Below are 22277 nucleotides of genomic sequence, written 5' to 3' on the forward strand. Positions count from 1 at the left end.
CGTGACTATCTCATGTGAGGGGACGCCATAAGTCGCAGGGGCATCGCCATAGTCAGCACTTACACCTCCTGAACAATTACAAGTACGTGTGTTTCCATCCCAAGTCTTATTAGCCAGCAAATTGCTATACAGAGTGCTCACTTGAGCATCAGTCGGTTGCTGATTGAATATATAGAACTCATCAAAATAGCCTTCTACCCCCGGCAAGCGAAAATTACCTAGCACTCCCGTAATGCCACCGGTGTAAGCATTGCTACCTTTTAACACGCCATTGATATACAACTTCATCCCCGCAGGACCAAAGCTCAATACTGCATGAACCCACTGTGTATCATTCAAGCTACCATTGCCTAAACTGGTGTAATAGGTTTCACCAGTATCAATGACATTACCATTCAAATTGACTGATACCGTCCCATGCTGCCAATCAGTCGAAGGTTTCATTTCCAAGGACAGTTTCTGATCTGCCGTCCAACCTTTCTCTAGTAAACGTGCAGAGGCCCACACCCCTTTATGGTCATAGAACAGAATTGAGACAGCTCCACTAGCCAGCGCATAGTTAGCTTGATGTGGCACTTCCATATTCCAATTCACGTTACTTACGGCAGTACAAGCATAGTTTTTGTAATTGTCTGTTTGGATTTGAGCCGTACCAATCGCTGAGTTGTTATTTCCCGAAGAATCTAGCTGCCAGCCTCCACTACCACAGTCATCAAAACGGTATTCACCGATGATCGTCGGCATAGGACTTGCGGGACTGATTGTCACCGCATAGTCTTCGACTTCACCATTACTAGCTGCCGCTGTACTATCTAAGCCTAAAGTCGTTGACCAACGGAAGCGGGCATAAGTTATTGAGGTCGTCGCTGTTGTAGGAATAGTCACTGCGAAAGCAATAAGATTGACGGTGTTATTGGTGTCACCTGCCAGATTATCTTGAATATTCGTAGCAATTTGCTCGCCACTATCAACAAAATCCCCATCGCCATTCCAGTCAACCCAAGCCTGTAGATAACCACCCACACCAGCAACCGGTAACGTTACCGTTACTGTTTGACCTTGGCTCAGAGAAGATATGACTAAGCCATCCTCATCATCGCTTCCCGTCGTATCGTCCCCCGTGCCATTCAAAGGTATGGCTTGAGTCAGCTCACTATCGGGTGGATTGTTGCCTATATAAAAACCAGTACTAATCGTATGTTGGGCTGCACCGTAAGTAACGGGCGCATCACCATAATCTTGGTTTCCATTCGCACCTGCGGGATCAAATCCAAAGTTTACAGTTTTAATATTATTGACCAGGGGCACTAAGCCTTTAGATGGATTGGGTGTACCTATAGTTAAACCATTAGGCAAGTCGGGGTCGGCTGCATCCACTTCCACCCGATAACTTGCATTCGCATCTAGATGCTCAAATAGGTAATGCCCATCCGCAAAACTAGATTGCGTGGCGACCAAGCGATCATCTGTAAAATCAGTAGAGCTACCTTTTTCATCATAGATTTTCACAGTCATCGCAGGGATAGTCGTCTCAGTCCCCATGTCATAGGTATTGTTCAGATTGTTATCCTGATACACATAACCACCGATCCCACCCGTAGCACAGGCAGCTTCAACCAGCTTTACATTATCGATGCTTAGCTCATTCGCTGATTTACCGTTATTATCTAAACCACCAACCGTACACCAAGCATTATTCACCACATTACAATAGCCACCACTATTTGGGCCAAAGTGACCATAGTTCACAAAGCTAATCGAAGAATTTGAGCTGGTTGCAGTAAAATCAATCGCATAATCTAAAACACCTTCCGTGCCTCCCGGTGCTTTAAAATGAATCGACCCACCAGGTGCATCCACACGCATAATGCCGGGTAAAAAGTCACCGGTTTCACGTAAAGCTGAGAAATATAAACGATAGGTTTTACCCACTGTCGTGGCGAACGACCGTGATAGGGTCACTGGCATGACACCCCAATGACTTTCACGAATAGTCCCTGTAGCCTCTAGATCATCAATGGAATCCCGTAAGGCAAGCGCATCAATTATCGTTAACAGTTTGCCTTGTGCATCAAAACTAAAGCCATTACCTAAACTTGGGCTAACACTACGGACATCACCATTCCCAAAATAAATAGAAGTGCCATAACCCAGCCCCCAATCAATAAAGCGTGCATAAGTATCGGCTCCACCCCCTGAGGCTGTCCAAGAACGCACTGGCAAAGCACCTGCACGATTTATTCCCCAATAATTAGTATCTGCTGGCGTCAGATCATTAAAATCGTCTTGGAAAACAACGGGCTGACAGGCCAAGGAAGTTACAGCACCAGCAATTGAAATACTCGGACTATTCGGTGGAATATCCATGTGAATCGGTAAAATGAAATCTTCAACCTCACCATTAGGCGCAATACCTGTGGCTTGCACGGCAGCAGTCGCATCGGTGGTGAAACGTAAACGCACATAGGTTGTCCCGAGGGTAATATCAGTGGGAATACTCGACCAAGTAAGCGTGGTGTTAGTGTTATTTGAACCTGTGGGTACATCTACTGAGGCGCGCTCATCAGCATCAAAACTGCCATTTTTATCGAAATCAATCCAGCCCGTTAGCTTAGCCACCGTACCTGTCTGATTAGTGGTACGGATTGTAGTGCTGTAACTCATATCAGTCATTTGCAGAACAGCAAAACTAGAAATCACTGCACCGACTGCTTGGGGGGGTGGACCATCTTCATCATTGCCATCACCATTCGCACGAACTGAATGGCTACTAGCACTTTCCGCATCAGGAACTGCGTCTCCTAAATACAAATTAGTCGACACTAATTTGTGACCAGCTACACCATAGCTAGCGGGGGCATCACCATAGTCACGACTTTCAACACAAGTTTGTGAATACTCAGCACCATCAACCCACATGGAACCTGCTTCACGCGTCAGACGGATGTATTGTGTACCACCCGGATTAGCATTAACCACTAAACGCGCTAAGACATTTAACGGAGAAGTACCTAAAGTACCACTGCTACCAAAAGTACCTTTATTACTGAAAACGACACCATCTAAGGAAACTTCGACCCTTACTCTCGCGGTATCAACCCGCGCTAAGGAAATTGAAATCGGTGCATCCGCTGGAACAACTTGACCTAAATCCAAAGTGAGTACACCACCTGCAATAATTTTTGCAGCATTGCCTGCCGTAGCGGTTGTACCTAAAGCTTGTAAAGCCCCAATAGCTTGGCTCACATTCTCGACTAAAGCACCATTACCACTCGCTTGGGTGACTGTGCCTGTTTGATTTTGAACCACCCCGCTTGCAGGACAAGCATTTAAGGCTGCAAATGATTTATAAGTGTTATTGCAAGTCGTTGGTGCATCTAACTCAGTCGGACGCGCAAAAAGTGAACGAATCGTATTCGTAGCTGGCAAATTATAGAAATCAAATAATAACGAGCCTGTCTGCGTTTCATCATAAAAATTGATCGGATTTGCCGCGCTAGAACCAGTGAAAGTACCTTGATTGCGGGTTTCTCCAGAAAAGACTAAAGCACCATAGCCACTGACTACCCCATTATTGGTAAAATTCCCCCCCGCAACCTTAGCACCATCACCATTATAAAAACTTTGATTATTTTGCCAAAGCCCACCCGGTACCCCACTAGCAGAAGTAACAAGGATTGTTCCCCAGTTAGAAAAAAATAAAGAATTATTATTAAACCCATCATAAGAGACTAAGGTACAATAATTATTAAAAGAAAAATCCGAGTTGGCATTAATAAACTTTTTTACATAGAGCCTTCCATAGTTAGTGAGAATTCCTGAAGGGTTAAAATTTCCCTCAATTTCAAACCGATAGTTATTATTTACTGTTGTACCAGAACTGGTATTGAAATCTTGCTTAGCAAGCAGCAAGCCATTGTTTTCTAGTAGAGATCCACTATCTAAAGTAAAGCTATTCTCTATCAGGGTCGTTGCAGCGCTGCGATTCCTAATGGTGGTCGCTCCATTAAAATTCACTCCCCCTATAAAATTTAGCAATCCGTAGTTATCAATTAATGAGCCTGCACCATAAGAAAAGGTTGCTAAATTAGTAGTGCCATAATTGATTAAACTACCCGCAGGACTATTTAAACTATTAGGCCTAAAAGTTGCTCCAGTCTCGACACAAATGGTCGTGTTACTCGGAAAACTATTAATGTTTCCCGTATAAGTACCACTATTAATTTTTAGTGACTGACCGGAAGTGAGTGAATAGTTAGTACTAGTACCATTGTTGGTATAGGTATAACTTGCTGTACAACCAAGCGCCAAGACCTGTTCACTTGCAAACCACAAGATTAAGCTGCATAAGAACCGTACTAGAACACTATTTGGAAGTGCACGTGAGAAGGCCATGCTATTCGCTCCATTGTTTTTATGATTATTCAGCGTATTTCAGCTTGAATTGTCAGCACTAACCCCGAAAGCTTTAGGTAGCAGCTTTTTTTGCTTAGCCAACAAAACTTAAAATTATCTTAGATGATACTACATCAATTAAATTAATATCAAGCTTAGTCTCAAACCCCTCGACGAGTGCAGAGCCTCGTTAGTTAGGACAGGATTGCCGCTTATCTTGAAAACTCTAGCTTTGTAATAAGCTTTTCAATAAGCATTGCCGCGCACGATGTAGTTGCCTGCAAAAGAGCTGTTACTGGGATAGTTTAGTATATTACTATAAATCAAATTACCATCATTGCTAGGGCCAGCGGCCAGCGTTGCTCCATCTAAATTCAAATCAGTGGCTGCATAGCCAGTGAGACGATAACTGGTATTGAAAGCTGTATTCGCATTAGCACTGAGAACTACCGTCAAGAGAGCTGTATTATCGCTGCTGATACCTTGCGCAATAAGTTTCTTATCTTGATTGACATCACCTGTCCACAGTAGCGCTTTGGTTTTATGCAAATAGCGACTATGTTGACCGGTCACTGCAAAGTTAGGATTACTAAAATCGAGCCAGCTGCTGGTAAAACTCAAGGCTAGTGCCTGTGCGCTCACTACCCCTAAATGATTACGGTGTCGCAAAGAAACATAGTAATTGCCCACAGTTAAGCTCGGAAACAACAGGGTTGTTGAGCCAGTTTGTACATCCATTAGATCGCCATCTGCTTGTAGGCCGCACGCTTTTTGTGCAAGGATGAAGGCTGGATTAGTGGCACTGCGTACCTCTAGCAAGACCCAATCAATCAAAGCGTCTTGATCTCCACCTAATGAAACACTTGTTAGCGAGCGATTTAGATTCTCAGTCCCTGTGTAGAAAAATGGGGAGCTACTATAAGGTTGTTGTAATGGAAGCAAACCTTGGGCACGTAAATGGTCTTTCATTAGGCCTGTATTCATATCATAAGGGCCTTGTAAATAGGCACGCACTTGTAGATTAATGCCAATTTGCATACTTTTAAGCGGTTCGCCAGCGCTAAGCGCTAGGCTTGAAAGCAGCAGAATAGCTATAAAAACTAATGATGTAAGACTAGCGGCTTTCGTAACAGGCACTACCTTGATCATCTTCGCTGATCTCCATGAGCAGCCTACTATTGCTATTGAAAAATTATTGTTAGAAACTAGGGCAATTACAGCTAAAATAATTTTTACTTATAAGGCTAACTGGCTTATTAACCTAAAACAAGATTTAAGCGACGGATTGAATTGGCAGCTTACTTGCCTAGACCTTCACATCCGGCTAGATTGCAGCTATGAACTGACAGGAATTTACTCATGGATAACACCGTCACGATCTATCATAATCCCCGTTGCTCCAAATCCAAGCAGGCTTTAGAACTGCTTGAAGAAGAAGGCGTTACCCCAGACGTTATCAATTACCTGAGCAAACCACCCAGCGCGGACAAATTGCGTGAACTCTTGGGTATGTTAGGTATCAGTGCGCGGGGCTTATTGCGTAAATCTGAGCAGGAATACACTGATCTGAATTTAGCGGATAGTAGCCTTAGTGAAGATCAGTTGATTCAAGCAATGGTGAAGCATCCGAAATTGATTGAACGTCCAATCGTGGTTACTGGTGGTAAGGCGGTGATTGGCCGCCCGCCGGAAAAAGTATTGGATTTACTATGAACCAGACTAAACAAGTCTTAATTCTCTATTACAGCCGTCATGGTTCGATTGCAGCGATGGCGCAACAGATTGCACGCGGTGTGGAAAGTATCGCGCAGACTGAGGTACGCTTGCGTACCGTTGCCCCTGTTTCGGAAGTCTGTGAAGCGATGGCACCCAGCATCCCTGATAGCGGTGCGCCCTATGTGAGCTTAGAGGATTTAAAGACTTGTGACGCCTTAGCTTTGGGTAGCCCCGGACGCTTTGGCAATATGGCAGCACCCTTAAAATACTTTTTAGAAAAAACCAGTAGTTTATGGCTATCAGGATCTTTAGTGGGTAAACCAGCGGGTGTTTTTACCTCCACGTCTAGTTTACATGGTGGGCAGGAATCAACTTTATTATCGATGATGACACCGCTACTTCATCATGGCATGTTGCTCACCGGCCTACCCTATACTGAAGCTGATTTAATTAGTACCCAGACGGGTGGTACGCCCTATGGACCTAGTCATTTGGCTGGTAGCGACAACCAAGCCAAATTAAAGGATGAGGAAAAACGCTTATGTTTCGCACTCGGCAAGCGCTTAGCGGAGTTGGCACATAAGCTATGAAAAATACAATTAGATTATGGCGTGCGTGTGCGGTGGGCGGTTTATTGGGCTTAATTGCCTTGATTATTCTATGGAATGGTTGGCTATCAAGCACTCAGCAATTCCCACGCTCGATTGAGATTTTACTCTTATTATTGCCCCTCATGCCCTTAATACGCGGTATTTTAAAAGGCAGTAATCGCAGCCATGTTTTTTCAATTTTGGTAGCACTGCTCTATGCGACTTTAGGGGTTTGGTATTTATTTTCACCGCATGAAGCTGTCTACGGTTGGTTAATGATTCTGGCGAGTAGCTTACTGTATATTGGCGGCTTTATGAGCGCGAAACTCACTGGTACGGGCAGACGCGAACCCAGACAAGAAGGCTAGGCTTCAAACTGACTGCGCTTAGGGCTAAATGAGTGCAGGATTTAACTCAAGGAATAATAACAATGAACAAACAGTTATCCCGCGTCATTCTGGCTATTTTAGGTTTAGCAACACCTAATCTTTACGCTAATGAGGCACTTTGGAGCGATATTCAAACGCGCCAAACCAGCGAAAACCTGATTCAACAACGCCATTTATCTTTAAATGAACAGGCCTTACATAACTTGCTGATTAACGTCGGTTCTGAACCAAGTTTAAGCTTACCTTTACCCATGGGTGGCTTCGCGAAAGTCCAACTCACTCCGGTAGAAATTCTCAGCCCCGTGATCGCTACCCAATTTCCAGATTGGCAGACTTGGCAAATTAAAGGCTTAGACGGGCAAGTCGTATCCGGGCGAGCCGAACTCACTGCCTTAGGCTTTACGGCCATGTTGATGATGCAGAATGGGGATACTTTATTTGTTGATCCGACCACTACCACATCTAAAGCAGCCGAGCGCTCTTATCGTAGCCTGAGCAAGCAAAGCAATTCGGGCTTATTTAAGAATAATTTCCGATGCTCAACCCATGAAACTGCACAAACCGAAGAGCCTGCTAAACACGCCCCGGTGATTGCTGCCCGTGCAGGCGAGGATTTAAAAACCTATGATATTGCCATCGCTGCAACGGGCGAATACACCCACTATCATGGCGGTAGCAAAACCACAGCCTTAAGTGCGATTACGACGACTATCAATCGCATGAATGAAATTTACCAACGCGATTTAAGTATCAAACTGCGCTTAGTGAGTGGTGTAACGACTATTTATAGCGACTCAAGCACTGATCCGTATCCTAGTTCTGGCTCGACTTTGTTGAAAGAAAATCAAACAGTCTTGGATAATTTGATTGGTAGTGAAAATTACGATGTGGGTCATCTGTTTACCACAGGTGATGGTGGGGTAGCTGTGGTCGAAGGGGCTTGTCGCAATAGTTATAAAGCCCAAGGTGTCAGTGGTTGGGATACACCAACCGGTGATATTTTTGCGATTGATTATGTGGCGCATGAAGTGGGTCATCAATTCGGTGCTACCCATACCTTTAATAGTGAATCGGGCAGTTGCTCAGGAAATAATCGTATCGGCAAAACCGCTTATGAACCGGGGAGCGGTAGCACCATCATGTCCTATGCAGGGATTTGCTCACCCGACAACCTCCAAGCACATAGTGATCCAATGTTCCACTCTGGCTCGATCAATCAGATCACGACCTACACTCAAAGCAGCACGGGTGCGACTTGTGCAGATAGCACGAGCTTGAGCAATACCAATCCGGTGGTGAATGCAGGGCAAGATTATACGATTCCAGCCCGTACCCCTTTTGCCCTCACGGGTAGTGCGACTGATGGCAATAGTGATCCTTTGAGCTACTCTTGGGAGCAAATTGATTTAGGCACAGCCTCCAAAGTCGATATGGATACCGGTGATAATGCTTTAGTGCGCGCACAGTTACCGAATAGTTTCCCTAGTCGCACGATTCCGCGTTTAACGGATTTACTCTCCGGCAGCCATACCTATGGCGAAACCTTATCCAGTCAAACGCGGGCACTCAATTTCCGCTTACAAGCTCGTGATGGTAAAGGTGGCATTGGTTCTGATGAGATGGTTGTGCACGTGCAAGATACTGGCTCTGCGTTTGAAATCACTGCACCGAAGAATGTGAGCTTAAGCGCAGGTAGTGTATTAAATGTCACTTGGAATGTAGCGAAAACTGATCAAGTACCCATTAGCTGTGCCAATGTCGATATTGCGCTGAATATGAGCAGCACCACGCCCAATGAAAACTTCCAGACCTTACTTAGCAATACAGCCAATGATGGGGCTGTTAGTGTGACGCTGCCGAGTAGTTTGGGTACGAAAAATACCATTCGCGTGAAATGTAGTAATAATATTTTCTTTGCCTTGTCAGATGCGAACCCAAGCTCAGCAGGTACTGGTGGCTCGGGTGGTGTTGATACTAGCGGGGGTGCGGGTTCATTTCCGCTTGAATTGGTCTTATTAGTCGGCATTGGAGCTTTCTTTCGACAAGGTTTTACCGCTAAAGGGGTACAAGAATGAAACTGTTCAAGCCTAGTTTAACCCTGCTAATACTAGCTAGCCTAAGTCTAACGATGGGAGCTTGCCGAGAAATGCCTAGTCATCAAGGATCTCTGCAAACTACTTCTGCGGAAGATGCACAATTCGTGAAGAAAACCAGTGAATTACAAGCTAAAAATCCCAAGCAAGATGCTCAAGCGGCTCTTGCACGGGGTGAGCGTTATTTTCTGTGTAATGCAGGGCGCAGTCGCACCGTACCCGGTTTAACGGCAGAGGTTTATGCGAAAGCCAGTGAACGCTGCCCAACTCAATGCTTGGATGGGGTGACCGATGCTTTATACGGCGAAAACCACGCCAAATACTTAAGTGCTGCCTTAGAGTATTCGGCGCAGTGGAATCAAGTAATAGTCAAAGCCTGTAACTAAGCAGCCGTCAGAGTTTGTATACCGGTCGGTGTGCCTAAAATCAGCACATCGGCGGGGCGGAGCGCGAATAAGCCATTCGTCACTACTCCCGGAATCTGATTAAGCAGACTCTCTAGCTGCTTAGCATCGGTAATCGCTAGGCCATGTACATCCACGATTATATTGCCATTGTCAGTCACGCAATTGGGACGTAGCACTGGCTTGCCACCTAACTTAACAATTTCGCGTGAGACTAATTCACGAGCCATTGGAATCACTTCAATGGGTAGCGGGAATTTACCTAAAATCTCTACTAGCTTGGTACCATCAGCAATACACACGAACTTATCACTCGCACCAGCGACGATCTTTTCACGGGTTAAAGCTGCACCGCCGCCTTTAATTAAATGGAGCTGATGATTCGACTCATCCGCGCCATCCACATAGAGCGCTAACTGCCCTGCTTCATTTAAGTCGAGTACGCGAATGCCATGCTTTTGTAAACGCTCAGCGCTCGCCATCGAGCTAGCCACGGTTGCGTCGACTTTAGTTTTCATTTGCGCTAATAAATCAATGAAGTGATTCGCTGTAGAACCCGTACCAATCCCAATCACTGAGCCTGCTTCTACATAAGCGAGTGCTGCTTTTGCCGCAGCTTTTTTCATTTCATCTTGAGTCATCGTACTACTTCACCTAATGCTTGCGTTTGGAGTTTGGCCTATACTACCTGACCCGCAACCGCTGCGACACTGAGTCATTATGAATACCGCTGATAAATCTTTAATCGAACGCATCCTCACCGCGCGCGTTTATGACGTAGCTAAAGAAACGCCGCTGGATTACGCCAAAAATCTCAGCCAGCGTTTGCACAATCGAATTTTCCTCAAGCGCGAAGATTTGCAACCCGTCTTTTCATTCAAACTACGCGGTGCTTTCAATCGGATGTTTCACCTGACTGCGGAAGAGCGCGCTCGGGGTGTAGTCGCGGCTTCGGCGGGCAATCATGCACAAGGCGTGGCGTTAGCGGGTAAAACCTTGGGGATTAAAACCACGATTGTGATGCCTAAAGTGACCCCCGATATTAAGATCAATGCCGTCAAATCCTTCGGCGGTGAAGCGGTCATTTATGGCAATAACTTTGATGAAGCTTATGCGCACGCTCGCCATTTAGAACAAGAAGAGGGCATGACGTTTGTACATCCCTTTGATGATCTGGATGTGATTGCGGGTCAGGGGACGATTGCAATGGAGTTATTGCGTCAACATCAAGACCCCATTGATGCGATTTTTATTTGTGTGGGTGGTGGTGGCTTAATTTCTGGGATTGGTAGCTATATCAAATACTTGTATCCCCATACTAAAATCATTGGCGTGGAACATGAAGAAGCTCCAACCTTGCATGATTCATTAAAAGCAGGCAAGCGTGTACAGCTCGCGCAAGTAGGTACTTTTGCGGATGGCGCAGCGGTTAAATTAATTGGTGAGCAAACGTTTGAAATTGCTCGTCAAGTCGTGGATGAAGTGATTCTAGTCAACACCGACGAAACTTGTGCCGCCATTAAAGATGTGTTTGAAGAAACGCGCACCTTGTTAGAGCCAGCCGGTGCTTTAGGGGTAGCCGGGATTAAGAAATATGTGGAAGCACAAGGTTGGGAAGGCAAGCATCTGATTGCCATCACGAGTGGGGCGAATATTAACTTTGATCGTTTACGCCATGTGGCCGAGCGTGCGGAATTAGGTGAAGGTCGGGAAGTATTACTCGCGGTCACTATTCCGGAAGAACCGGGCAGTTTCAAACAATTCTGTCGTGCGATTGGTAGCCGTTCGATTTCAGAATTCAACTATCGCTATTCCGACTCGACAGATGCCCAAGTGTTTGCAGGAGTGAAAATTGCTGCGGGTAAAGGTGAACGTGAAAAGCTCTTAGCGGAATTATGTGCACAAAACTACTCTTTCGTGGACATGACTGATAATGAAGTCGCGAAGGTGCATTTACGCTATATGGTCGGGGGTCATGGGCAAGGTGTACACAATGAGCTGATTTATCGCTTTATGTTCCCTGAGCGTCCGGGGGCTTTATTACACTTTTTAACCAGCATGAGTGCTGGCTGGAATATTAGTCTGTTCCATTATCGCAATCATGGTTCGGATTTCGGTCGAGTCTTAGTCGGGATTCAAGTACCTCCTGAAGAGCGAGCGGACTTTAATCAAACCTTAGAACAGCTTGGTTATGAATATTGGGATGAGACGAATAACCCGGCTTATCAGCGGTTTTTGGGTTAAGCATAGCTAACTTAACTAATAGCTAGCCTGCTATAAGGTTATTGCAGGCTTAAACTGACCAGTTTTCTACAGATAAATTGAAATCCCTAGTTCTTGCTTGTCTTTTAGGCTGATTTTTTTAGCTTCACTGGTTACTACTTAAGCCAACAGCAAACACAGTAACCCCACTAGAACATAATAAGTTCCATATTGAAACGACAAGGGCTTCTTAAAGCTCTCAGGGAAAAATTGCTCCAGCATCGGGAAAAAATAGCGCGCCGTACCAATAATAAGAGCCGTTATTCCTGCTAAGAGTAATAATACACCGGCTACACCTAATAGATCTTTCATAGCTTATTTCGGGTAAAGAATCATCTGCGTACAACGAAATAATACCATCGTCTTATCCGTTTCTTTCTGCGTGATCACAGCATCCCAAACTTGGGTCGTGCGCCCCCGATGGGTCGGTTTAGCGATGCACTCCACCATCCCCGAACGAGTAGTGCTTAAATGATTGGTTTTCAGCTCGACCGTTGTAAAGCCACTAGCACCCTCCGGTAAATGCGCAATGCAGCCTAAACCTGCTGCATAATCTGCTAGCGTGACTAAACTACCTGCATGCAGAAAGCCATTAGGCGCTAACAAATGCGGAGCTGCATCCATCTCTGCAATCACCTCACCCTCTTGCAAACGCGTAAAGATAATCCCTAAATGCCCGGTGAGTGTACCTGCCGCTAAACTATTGTAGTAATCAAGATCAAAGCTAGTCTGCATTTTTAGCCCCTGTATAAAACTCCGGCCATTGCCGCTTCACCACTTCTCCGTCGCTCGCCAAAGCGATACAGGTATCTAAAATACCCAGCTTCTTGCGCGTGAAATTTTTGTCCTCGCGCTTACGTTGAGCCGCACGCTCCTCTAAAGCGGTATGCATAGTCTGATAGGCTGTATTCGCAATCGGTGTGAGTAAATCAATCAGATGAGTACAGGAAACCTCTGTACTAATGCGCTCACGTACTTCTTTCAGCCAGCCTTTGCCCATACGTAAACCAATTAAACGCGGCATAACTTGAGCGGCTTGGAAACAAATCGGGAAAGGTGTTTCATCGGAGATAGCCAGCGCATCGTGAATCATAAAATCCAAATCAAGGGTTAAACGCACACGCATATTGTGTACATTTTCACCCGCACGAATCAGGCCGCCGCGATGCTCAGGATCATAACTGCAATCATAGGAACGCTGATCAGTAAGATATGCTTCGATATCCCAAAGACCATCCTCGCGCTTAAAACCTTCACATTGAATACTTCGATGATGTAGTTTCGTGCGTTTTACATTAATCGCTAAGGCCATCCACCCTCACCTATTTGACTCATTTCATCGCTGCGACTGCTTAAGCGCCTGCCTACGCTCATCATTGTGTCGCATTAATTGATAGGTTAAATACAACTTGGCAGGGATCGACAGAAATAAACCACCCGCAATTAAACCCGCAATCAGCGCAATACCGTGTACACCCTGCTTAGTGACTATATCGGAGAATACCACCAAGCCCACGCCCGTAAGCACTAAGCCAACACCTGCGAGCAACAAACCATACATCAAACGGGCTAAAACTTTCTCATTCATGCGATTAACCTCTCTACACTGAATACTCTAGTATCAGCACAGAACCGTTTTGAACGCATTGATTCGCCGCAAGCAACCAATATTAAACTACAATAAAACCCGTCCCAGTTTAGAAGCTGGCAACCGCTCCAAATGATTTGAAATAAGCCGCCCTGCCTCTAGTACTTTGTCTAGGCTTACTCCCGTCTCAATACCCATGCCATTGAGCATATAAAGCACATCCTCAGTCGCCACATTACCACTCGCCCCCTTTGCATAAGGACACCCCCCTAAACCCGACACCGAGCTATCAATCACTGAAACCCCCAACTGCATCACCGCAAATAGATTTGCCAAACCCTGTCCGTAGGTATCATGAAAATGCGCGGCGAGCTTCTCAATCGGTACATATTGCGCCACCTCTTCAACCATGCGTTGCGCTTTTAAGGGAGTACCCACCCCAATCGTGTCACCGAGTGATACTTCATAGCAGCCCATTTGATACAGCTGCTTAGAGACTTCTGCCACTTTAGCAATAGCAATTTCGCCCTCATAGGGACAGCCTAATACACAAGACACATACCCACGTACTTTAATACCATGCGCTTTGGCTTGCTCCATTACGACCTGAAAACGCTCTAAACTCTCACTAATGCTGCAATTGATATTTTTCTGGGTAAACGCTTCAGAGGCTGCGGCAAAAATCGCAATTTCCTTCACCCCTGCTGCAAGTGCACCCTCCATACCTTTGGCATTTGGGACGAGCATGGGATAATTGATGCCTAGACGCTTTTGGATTCCGGTATAAACCTCAGCACTACCCGCCATCTGTGGAACCCATTTCGGTGAGACAAAACTCCCCACTTCGACGACAGGCAAACCTGCATCCACCAACTTTTCGACTAGAGCAACTTTGACTTCAACTGGTACAGGCATAGGTTCATTTTGTAAACCATCACGCGGCCCGACTTCAACGATTTTAACGTGTTTAGGTAAACTCATAGCCCTACTCCAAACTCAACAGGGTATCACCGTCTTTGACCTGATCGCCGACTTGGAAGTAAATCTCTTGCACTATGCCCTCTTTCGGTGCTGCAATCGTATGTTCCATCTTCATCGCTACCATCACCATTAAAGCATCGCCTGCTTTGACCTGATCGCCAACTTTCACCATTACATCTAACACGGTCCCAGCCATAGGTGCGGTTAAACCACCGCCATGTACACCTTGATCATCTGCCTCATGCACAGGGTCATGTAAATTCAAATGCCAAACCTTATTATTCCAAAAGACTAACCACGTATTGCCTGATTGAATAATTTTAATACGTAAGGTTTTTTGCCCTAATACGATTTGCCACTCATCGCCCTGAATACGCTCACCTGATAAAGGCTTTTCACCTGTAGCAAGCTTTAAGTAATAAGTACCGTTGCGTTGCATACCCTGAATAGAATAAAGCGCCTCACCTACTTGAAACTCAAAGGGATCAATACTAGCTTGATTCATACGCCAAGCATCAGCTATCGCCCAAGGCGAACAAGGATCTAAGGTTTGGCGTTGCGCTTTAGATGCGCGTGCTTGAGTATGGTCTAACTCACACCATAGCGCTGCGGCAAATACTTCATCAGGTGGCGTACTCGGCTCTGGAAATAGTTCCGCCATATGTTGCTCTATAAAGCCCGTATGCACATCACCTGCGGCAAAATCGGCACTACGTGCCAAATTACCCAAAAACTCCAGATTAGTATTCAAGCCACCAATGTAATATTTGCTCAACGCTTCTTGTAAACGTTGCAGCGCCTGAGTACGGTCTTGCCCCCACACAATCAATTTAGCAATCATGGGGTCATAAAACATACTAACTTCATCGCCCTGCCGAATACCTGTATCAATGCGCACAAAGTCATTCGTTTCAGGGGCAATCAAAGTACTTACTCGACCGGTCGAGGGCAGAAAATCACGTTCGGGTGTCTCCGCATAGACTCGTGCCTCAAACGCATGCCCATTGATTTTTAATTGCTCTTGGGTCAAGGGCAAGGGTTCGCCATTCGCTACTCGTAATTGCCACTCGACCAAATCCTGCCCTGAGATCATTTCAGTGACGGGATGCTCAACTTGTAGGCGAGTATTCATTTCCATAAAGAAAAATTCGCCGCTTTGATCGAGCAAAAACTCGACCGTCCCTGCCCCCACATAGCCAATTGCTTTGGCGGCATTAATGGCTGCTTGCCCCATAGCATGACGCAACTCAGGCGTCATCTGCGGTGCGGGGGCTTCTTCAATCACTTTTTGATGGCGACGTTGTACCGAACAATCGCGCTCAAACACATGCACCACATTGCCCAATGTATCGGCAAATACTTGCAACTCCACATGGCGGGGCTTTTGTAGATAACGCTCAATTAGTACTGCATCATTACCAAAGGATGAAATCGCCTCACGCTTGGCTGAGGCTAATGCCGCATCAAATTCGTCAAATGATTTGACGACACGCATTCCCTTACCACCGCCCCCAGCACTGGCTTTTATCAGTTGTGGATAACCAATGGTTTGCGATTGCTCACGCAGTAAATCAATGGCTTGATCAGCACCATGATAGCCCGGCACTAAAGGTACTTTAGCCTCAGTCATTAAGCGTTTGGATTCACTCTTTAAGCCCATCGCAATAATGGCTTGCGTGGGGGGACCAATAAATACCACACCTGCTGCTTTACAGCTTTCAGCAAATCCCGCATTTTCGGATAAAAACCCATACCCCGGATGTATCGCTTGTGCCCCTGAAAGCTTGGCAATTGCTAAAATTTTATCGCCATGTAAATAGCTTTCAGCTGCGGGCGCTTCGCCTATCCAATAGGCTTCATCACAGGCTTTAACATGTTCGGCTTTAGCATCAGCAGTAGAATACACCGCAACGGTTTTTATCCCTAAACGGCGAGCAGTACGCGCGACACGGCAGGCAATTTCGCCACGATTGGCAATTAGGATTTTGGTGAACATGACTCTCTCCTTACATCCTAAAGATGCCAAATGTAGTGTCTTCAATCGGGGCATTCAGTGCAGTCGACAAACCTAAACCGAGTACTCGACGCGTGTCTTTAGGGTCAATAATGCCATCATCCCAAAGCCGCGCACTGGCATAGTACGGATGCCCTTGCGTCTCATATTGCTCGCGAATAGGGCGCTCAAATTCGGTTTGCTCTTCTACGCTCCAGCTTTTGCCTTGTGCTTCTAGTGCATCACTGCGTACCTGACTCAGTACTTTTGCCGCTTGCTCGCCCCCCATGACAGAAATACGTGCATTCGGCCACATCCACAAGAATCGCGCACCATAAGCACGACCGCACATGGCATAGTTACCCGCACCAAAACTACCACCAATAATCACCGTAAATTTAGGGACTTTGGCACACGCGACGGCAGTTACCATTTTCGCACCATCTTTGGCAATGCCACCCTGCTCCGCCTTTTTTCCGACCATAAATCCGGTAATATTTTGCAAAAATACCAGTGGGATTTTGCGCTGCGCGCACAGTTCGACAAAGTGCGCCCCTTTCACCGCAGACTCAGAAAACAAAATGCCATTATTCGCCACAATACCCACAGGATAGCCATGAATATGCGCAAAGCCACAGACTAAAGTCGTACCGTACAGCTTCTTGAATTCATCAAATTCGCTACCATCGACCAAACGCGCAATAATTTCACGAATATCAAACGGTTTACGTGCATCTTTGGGGATAATACCGTACAGCTCATCGACTAAGTACTGAGGTTCACGAGGTTGCTTTAAGGCAATATTAGGATTTTTCACCCGATTGAGGCTCGCCACGACATCGCGTGCCATCGCTAGAGCATGGGTATCGTTTAAGGCATAGTGATCGGTTACACCCGAAATGCGAGAGTGGGTATCCGCCCCGCCTAACTCTTCCGCGCTCACTACTTCACCTGTTGCCGCGCGCACTAGCGGTGGACCACCTAAAAAGATAGTACCTTGTTCTTTGACTATAATGCTTTGATCACACATAGCAGGTACATACGCCCCACCCGCTGTACAAGACCCCATCACTACCGCAATCTGTGGAATACCCTGAGCGGACATATTGGCTTGATTATAAAAAATGCGTCCGAAGTGGTCTTTGTCTGGAAACACTTCATCTTGCAGCGGCAAAAATGCCCCGCCGGAATCAACCAAGTAAATACAAGGCAAACGGTTTTCTATTGCTATAGCTTGAGCGCGTAAATGCTTTTTTACGGTTAAAGGAAAGTAAGTCCCTCCTTTTACCGTCGCATCATTGGCAACAATCATGCATTCCTGCCCACTCACCCGCCCAATACCAGCAATAATCCCAGCGGCGGGTACTTCGTTGTTATACATGCCGAAAGCGGCAAACTGCGACAGCTCTAAAAAGGGCGAACCTTTATCAAGCAGTACGTGAATGCGCTCACGCGGTAATAATTTGCCGCGCTCTAAATGCTTTTGCCGCGCTTTTTCGCCCCCACCCAAACTGATTTGCGCGACTTTTGCATACAAATCATCAAGCTGAGTTTGCATATGCGCTGCATTAGCGCGGAAATCTTCAGAGCGGGTATTTACTGTGGTGTTGAGTACTGGCATTTACCATCCCCCGGTTGCAAGCCATTGCTCGACTTGAATTAAGCGATCATTTCCCCAAAATTTTTCACCATCAATGATGATAAAAGGCGAGCCAAATACCCTCTTATTTAATGAGTCTTGCACAGCTTGCTTGAGCTTATTTTTGATAGCATCAGTTTGAATCGCGGCTAGCATATCATCAGCGTTAAAACCCACTTGATTAGTGACCTCAGTCACTACCTTCAGATCCAATAAGTCACGCCCTTCAGCAAATGCGGCTTTATAAAAGGCTTTGGCTAAGGTCTTAGCTTTTTCACTATCGATTTCATTAGTCCAATAAAAAGCGCGTGCTGCGGCTAAAGTCGCCCCCGGAAAAGTAGGTGGCATGATAAATGGCACACCCTCTAATCGTGCCGTTCTTTTAAAATCGTGTGCTGAGTACTCGCCTATTAAGGGAATTTCTAATAAAGGCTTAGAGCCAACCGCTTTAAAGGCTGGCCCTAATAAAATCGGATGCCAATTAACAGTACGCCCATGCCGTGCAGCTATTTCATCAATCTTGTAGCTCGCAAAGTAGCCATAAGGCGAATAAAAATCAAAGTAGAAATCAATAGGAGTACTCATTTATTTAAGACTCCAAAAGCTGTCGTGCAATCACCATGCGTTGAATATCGCTAGTCCCCTCATAAATCTGTGCAACCCGTACATCACGATAAATACGCTCCACCGGAAAATCGTTTAAGTATCCATAGCCTCCTAAAGTTTGAATCGCATCGGAGCACACTTGTTCTGCCATTTCTGAGGCAAATAATTTGCCCATGCAGGCTTCTTTTAAACAGGGCTTCCCAGCATCGCGCAGTGTTGCCGCATGAAGTACTAATAAGCGAGCGGCTTCGATTTGAGTCGCCATATTGGCTAAACGAAAGGCAACCGCTTGGTGCTCAATTATTGGTTTGCCAAAACTAATGCGCTCTTGTGCATAAGCCAGTGCTGCTTCATACGCAGCACGCGCCATGCCAATACATTGGGCGGCAATACCAATACGCCCGCCTTCTAGATTACTGAGGGCAATTTTATAGCCTTCACCTTCTTTGCCTAATAGATGGCTGGCAGGTACTCGGCAATTATCGAAAAAGATCGAGGCGGTATCGGAGGCATGTTGTCCCATTTTCTTTTCAATACCTGCGACCTTGTATCCGGCATTATCAGTAGGCACTACGAAAGCACTAATGCCTTTTTTACCTGCACTAGGGTCAGTCACTGCAAAGACAATCGCAACTTGGGCATTTTGACCGGAGGTGATGAATTGCTTACTGCCATTAATCACGTACTCAGCACCCTCACGTACTGCACGGGTTTTAAGGGCGGAAGCATCAGAGCCTGCCTGTGGTTCGGTGAGGCAAAAACAACCCAACATCTGTCCAGACGCTAAGGGCTTGAGATAGGTTTCTTTTAAATACTCACTGCCATAATTCAGAATCGGACCACACACGACTGAGTTTTGCACACTCAAAATAGTAGAGGTTGCACCATCTCCGGCAGCAATTTCTTCAATCGCTAGGGCTAAGGACACATACCCCACATCTGAGCCACCCCATTCTTCGGGAACGACCATACCGTATAAACCTAACTCACCCAGCTCCCGCAGCGCTTGAGCAGGAAAAGTACTCGCTCGATCCCATTCGGCAGCATAGGGCGTGACATGATCGCGCACATAATTACGCACCATATCCCGAATTAATACTTGCTCTTCGGTCAAAATCATTTGGAATGTCCTAGCGTTTATTTTGTGCCGCGTTTAAACCAACTCTACCGCCATAGCCGTAGCTTCACCCCCACCAATACACAGTGATGCAACACCTCGCTTTAAACCGCGTTGTTTGAGGGCTGATAATAGTGTCACTAAAATCCGCGCCCCCGATGCACCAATCGGATGCCCTAATGCGCAAGCACCGCCATGCACATTGACTTTATTGTGGGGAATATTGAGTTCTTTCATCGCTGCCATCGTAATTACGGCGAACGCTTCGTTGATTTCAAATAGATCAACTTCTGCCACTGTCCACTGCAATTGATCGAGTAGCTTTTGCATAGCGTAGACCGGCGCAGTGGTGAATAGTGCTGGTTTCTGGGCGTGAGTACTATGCCCTTTAATAATGGCTAGAGGTTTTAAACCACGCTTTTCTGCTTCAGATTGACGCATTAATACTAAGGCGGCAGCACCATCGGAAATAGAGCTTGAGTTAGCAGCTGTGACTGTACCGTCTTTGCGAAATGCGGGTTTTAAGCTAGGGATTTTATCAATGGCGGCTTTGTGCGGTTGCTCATCGGTGTCGATTTGTACTTCACCTTTACGTGATTTTACGGTGACAGGCACAATCTCATCTTTAAAAGCCCCAGTTTCAATCGCGGTTTTAGCACGGGTGAGTGAGGCAATGGCAAACTCGTCTTGAGCTTCACGAGTAAAACCAAACATATCCGCGCATTCTTCGGCGTAAGTGCCCATCAGACGCCCTTTATCATAGGCATCCTCTAGACCATCGAGGAACATATGATCTTCGACCTCACCGTGTCCCATCCGCAAGCCAGCGCGTGCTTTAGGCAATAGGTAAGGCGTATTAGTCATAGACTCCATGCCTCCTGCGACCATTATCTGATTAGTACCAGCCACTAATAAATCGTGAGCGAGCATAGTTGCCTTCATACCGGAACCACACATTTTGTTCACGGTAGTACAGCCTGCACTTAAGGGTAAATTCGCACCTAAGGCGGCTTGACGTGCTGGGGCTTGCCCTTGTCCTGCGGGTAATACACAGCCCATAATGACTTCTTGTACATCTTCAGTACTAATGCCAGCCCGCTCGACCGCGCCTTTAATGGCTACAGCGCCTAACTCGCCTGCGGTAAGATTAGCAAAATCACCTTGAAACCCACCCATAGGGGTACGTACTGCACTGACAATAACAATCGGATCACTCATTTCAGTACACCCTATTTGGTTTCGTTAAACAGTTCGCGCCCAATCAACATACGGCGAATTTCAGAAGTACCCGCACCAATCTCATACAGCTTGGCATCGCGTAATAAGCGCCCTGTGGGGTACTCATTCATATAGCCATTGCCACCTAAAATTTGAATAGCATCGAGTGCCATTTGAGTAGCTTTTTCAGCGGAATATAAAATCGCACCTGCTGCATCTTTACGCGTTGTTTCGCCACGATCACACGCATTTCCCACAGCATATACATAGGCTTTGCAGGCATTAAGGGTAGTATACATATCCGCCATTTTGCCCTGAATCAGTTGGAACTCACCAATGCTTTGCCCAAACTGTTTACGCTCATGAATGTACGGAACCACTATATCCATACACGCTTGCATAATGCCTAATGGTCCACCGGATAATACAGCACGCTCATAATCCAAGCCGCTCATTAACACGGCGGCGCCACGCCCAACTTGACCAAGTATATTTTCTTCAGGTACTTCTACATCCTCAAAGACAAGTTCACCCGTATTCGAGCCACGCATACCCAATTTGTCGAGCTTCTGGGCAACTTTAAAACCAAAGCTTTTTTCAACAATAAAAGTAGTCATACCTTTGGAACCTGCCTGTGGGTCAGTTTTGGCATACACCACAATCACATCCGCATCGGGACCATTGGTAATCCACATTTTTGTGCCATTGAGAATGTACTTATCGCCCTTTTTCTCGGCACGCATGCGCATACTCACCACGTCTGAGCCTGCATTGGGTTCAGACATGGCTAAAGCCCCAATATGTTCACCACTAATCAGTTTGGTTAAGTACTTACGTTTCTGGGCATCAGTGCCATTGCGATTGATTTGATTCACGCAGAGATTGGAGTGCGCTCCATAGCTCAAGCCAATGGAGGCCGAAGCACGGCTGATTTCTTCCATCGCAATCATGTGAGCCAAATAGCCCATACCACTACCGCCATACTCTTCGGGGACGGTAATCCCCAATAGACCCATTGCGCCCAATTTTGGCCAAAGTTGATTAGGAAATTCATTGGAGCGATCAGTTTCAGCGGCAAGGGGGGCGATTTCTTGGGCAGCGAAACTACGCACTGCTTCACGCAGCATATCAACCGTTTCGCCTAAAGCAAAATTCAGACTCGAACTCATAGTGCTAACCTCTCCTCCTAGGTTTAAGCAGGCAAATTATTCGATGATAGTAAATTACGTTTACGTAAACGTCAATAAACATTAAAAAACTTACAACTGACTCTAGCAGAACCAGTT

The 22277-nt window shown here is 46.1% G+C and carries 20 protein-coding genes; 6 read left to right on the forward strand and 14 right to left on the reverse strand.

Annotation, left to right across the window (positions count from 1 at the left end):
• Together Q0307_RS14120 and Q0307_RS14125 are read right to left on the reverse strand one after the other, a co-directional pair.
• Positions 1-4395 (reverse strand): GEVED domain-containing protein (locus Q0307_RS14120; RefSeq protein WP_298661447.1); only part of this gene is annotated, 4395 nt, incomplete at its 3' end.
• A 246-nt stretch (positions 4396-4641) separates the two neighbouring features.
• Complete coding sequence (locus Q0307_RS14125; protein ID WP_298661448.1) at positions 4642-5544, reverse strand: hypothetical protein; 903 nt, start codon at positions 5542-5544, stop codon at positions 4642-4644.
• Between the two features lie 210 nt (positions 5545-5754).
• On the opposite strand from Q0307_RS14125, the gene arsC reads away from it, so the two are divergent.
• The 5 genes from arsC to Q0307_RS14150 all read left to right on the forward strand — a co-directional run bounded on the left by arsC (position 5755) and on the right by Q0307_RS14150 (position 9569).
• Complete coding sequence (arsC, locus tag Q0307_RS14130; protein WP_298661449.1) at positions 5755-6108, forward strand: arsenate reductase (glutaredoxin); 354 nt, start codon at positions 5755-5757, stop codon at positions 6106-6108.
• Complete coding sequence (gene wrbA / locus Q0307_RS14135) at positions 6105-6701, forward strand: NAD(P)H:quinone oxidoreductase (protein WP_298661450.1); 597 nt, start codon at positions 6105-6107, stop codon at positions 6699-6701. Before arsC ends, wrbA begins: the two co-directional genes overlap by 4 nt.
• Positions 6698-7069: a DUF2069 domain-containing protein gene (locus tag Q0307_RS14140; protein WP_298661451.1), complete on the forward strand. Its 372-nt coding sequence runs from the start codon at positions 6698-6700 to the stop codon at positions 7067-7069. Before wrbA ends, Q0307_RS14140 begins: the two co-directional genes overlap by 4 nt.
• A gap of 62 nt (positions 7070-7131) precedes the next feature.
• Positions 7132-9165: a reprolysin-like metallopeptidase gene (locus Q0307_RS14145; protein WP_298661452.1), complete on the forward strand. Its 2034-nt coding sequence runs from the start codon at positions 7132-7134 to the stop codon at positions 9163-9165.
• Entirely contained in the window at positions 9162-9569 is a 408-nt protein-coding gene (locus Q0307_RS14150) for a hypothetical protein (RefSeq protein WP_298661453.1), read from the forward strand. The genes Q0307_RS14145 and Q0307_RS14150 overlap by 4 nt, the downstream gene beginning before the upstream one ends.
• Here the strand turns inward: Q0307_RS14150 and rpiA are convergent.
• A complete protein-coding gene (gene rpiA / locus Q0307_RS14155) occupies positions 9566-10228 on the reverse strand; it encodes a ribose-5-phosphate isomerase RpiA (protein ID WP_298661454.1) in 663 nt (220 codons plus the stop codon). The genes Q0307_RS14150 and rpiA overlap by 4 nt on opposite strands.
• A 79-nt stretch (positions 10229-10307) precedes the next feature.
• On the opposite strand from rpiA, the gene ilvA reads away from it, so the two are divergent.
• Positions 10308-11831 carry a threonine ammonia-lyase, biosynthetic gene (ilvA, locus tag Q0307_RS14160; RefSeq protein WP_298661455.1) on the forward strand — a complete coding sequence of 508 codons (1524 nt, stop codon included), beginning with the start codon at positions 10308-10310 and terminating at the stop codon, positions 11829-11831.
• A gap of 138 nt (positions 11832-11969) precedes the next feature.
• On the opposite strand, the gene Q0307_RS14165 is transcribed toward ilvA, so the two are convergent.
• The 11 genes from Q0307_RS14165 to Q0307_RS14215 all read right to left on the reverse strand — a co-directional run bounded on the left by Q0307_RS14165 (position 11970) and on the right by Q0307_RS14215 (position 22160).
• The gene (locus Q0307_RS14165; RefSeq protein ID WP_298661456.1) at positions 11970-12161 is read right to left on the reverse strand and encodes a hypothetical protein; all 192 of its coding nucleotides are present in this window, start codon (positions 12159-12161) and stop codon (positions 11970-11972) included.
• A 3-nt stretch (positions 12162-12164) separates the two neighbouring features.
• Positions 12165-12584 (reverse strand): PaaI family thioesterase, encoded by a 420-nt coding sequence (locus Q0307_RS14170; protein ID WP_298661457.1) that lies wholly within the window; start codon positions 12582-12584, stop codon positions 12165-12167.
• Entirely contained in the window at positions 12574-13161 is a 588-nt protein-coding gene (locus tag Q0307_RS14175) for a DUF2889 domain-containing protein (RefSeq protein WP_298661458.1), read from the reverse strand. Before Q0307_RS14175 ends, Q0307_RS14170 begins: the two co-directional genes overlap by 11 nt.
• A gap of 24 nt (positions 13162-13185) precedes the next feature.
• Positions 13186-13437, reverse strand: coding sequence for a hypothetical protein (locus Q0307_RS14180; protein ID WP_298661459.1), 252 nt, complete (start codon positions 13435-13437; stop codon positions 13186-13188).
• An 87-nt stretch (positions 13438-13524) separates the two neighbouring features.
• Positions 13525-14418 (reverse strand): hydroxymethylglutaryl-CoA lyase, encoded by an 894-nt coding sequence (locus Q0307_RS14185; protein ID WP_298661460.1) that lies wholly within the window; start codon positions 14416-14418, stop codon positions 13525-13527.
• Between the two features lie 4 nt (positions 14419-14422).
• Entirely contained in the window at positions 14423-16414 is a 1992-nt protein-coding gene (locus Q0307_RS14190; RefSeq protein ID WP_298661461.1) for an acetyl/propionyl/methylcrotonyl-CoA carboxylase subunit alpha, read from the reverse strand.
• A gap of 10 nt (positions 16415-16424) precedes the next feature.
• Positions 16425-18032, reverse strand: a complete 1608-nt coding sequence (locus Q0307_RS14195; protein ID WP_298661462.1) for a carboxyl transferase domain-containing protein — start codon at positions 18030-18032, stop codon at positions 16425-16427.
• Positions 18033-18635 (reverse strand): 2-hydroxychromene-2-carboxylate isomerase, encoded by a 603-nt coding sequence (locus Q0307_RS14200; RefSeq protein ID WP_298661464.1) that lies wholly within the window; start codon positions 18633-18635, stop codon positions 18033-18035.
• Between the two features lie 4 nt (positions 18636-18639).
• Entirely contained in the window at positions 18640-19776 is a 1137-nt protein-coding gene (locus Q0307_RS14205; RefSeq protein WP_298661465.1) for an acyl-CoA dehydrogenase family protein, read from the reverse strand.
• A 33-nt stretch (positions 19777-19809) separates the two neighbouring features.
• The gene (locus tag Q0307_RS14210) at positions 19810-20991 is read right to left on the reverse strand and encodes an acetyl-CoA C-acetyltransferase (RefSeq protein ID WP_298661466.1); all 1182 of its coding nucleotides are present in this window, start codon (positions 20989-20991) and stop codon (positions 19810-19812) included.
• An 11-nt stretch (positions 20992-21002) separates the two neighbouring features.
• The gene (locus Q0307_RS14215) at positions 21003-22160 is read right to left on the reverse strand and encodes an isovaleryl-CoA dehydrogenase (RefSeq protein ID WP_298661467.1); all 1158 of its coding nucleotides are present in this window, start codon (positions 22158-22160) and stop codon (positions 21003-21005) included.
• Between the last annotated feature and the right edge of the window lie 117 nt (positions 22161-22277).

The sequence above is a fragment of the uncultured Thiothrix sp. genome (assembly GCF_937873765.1).
Lineage (GTDB): Bacteria > Pseudomonadota > Gammaproteobacteria > Thiotrichales > Thiotrichaceae > Thiolinea.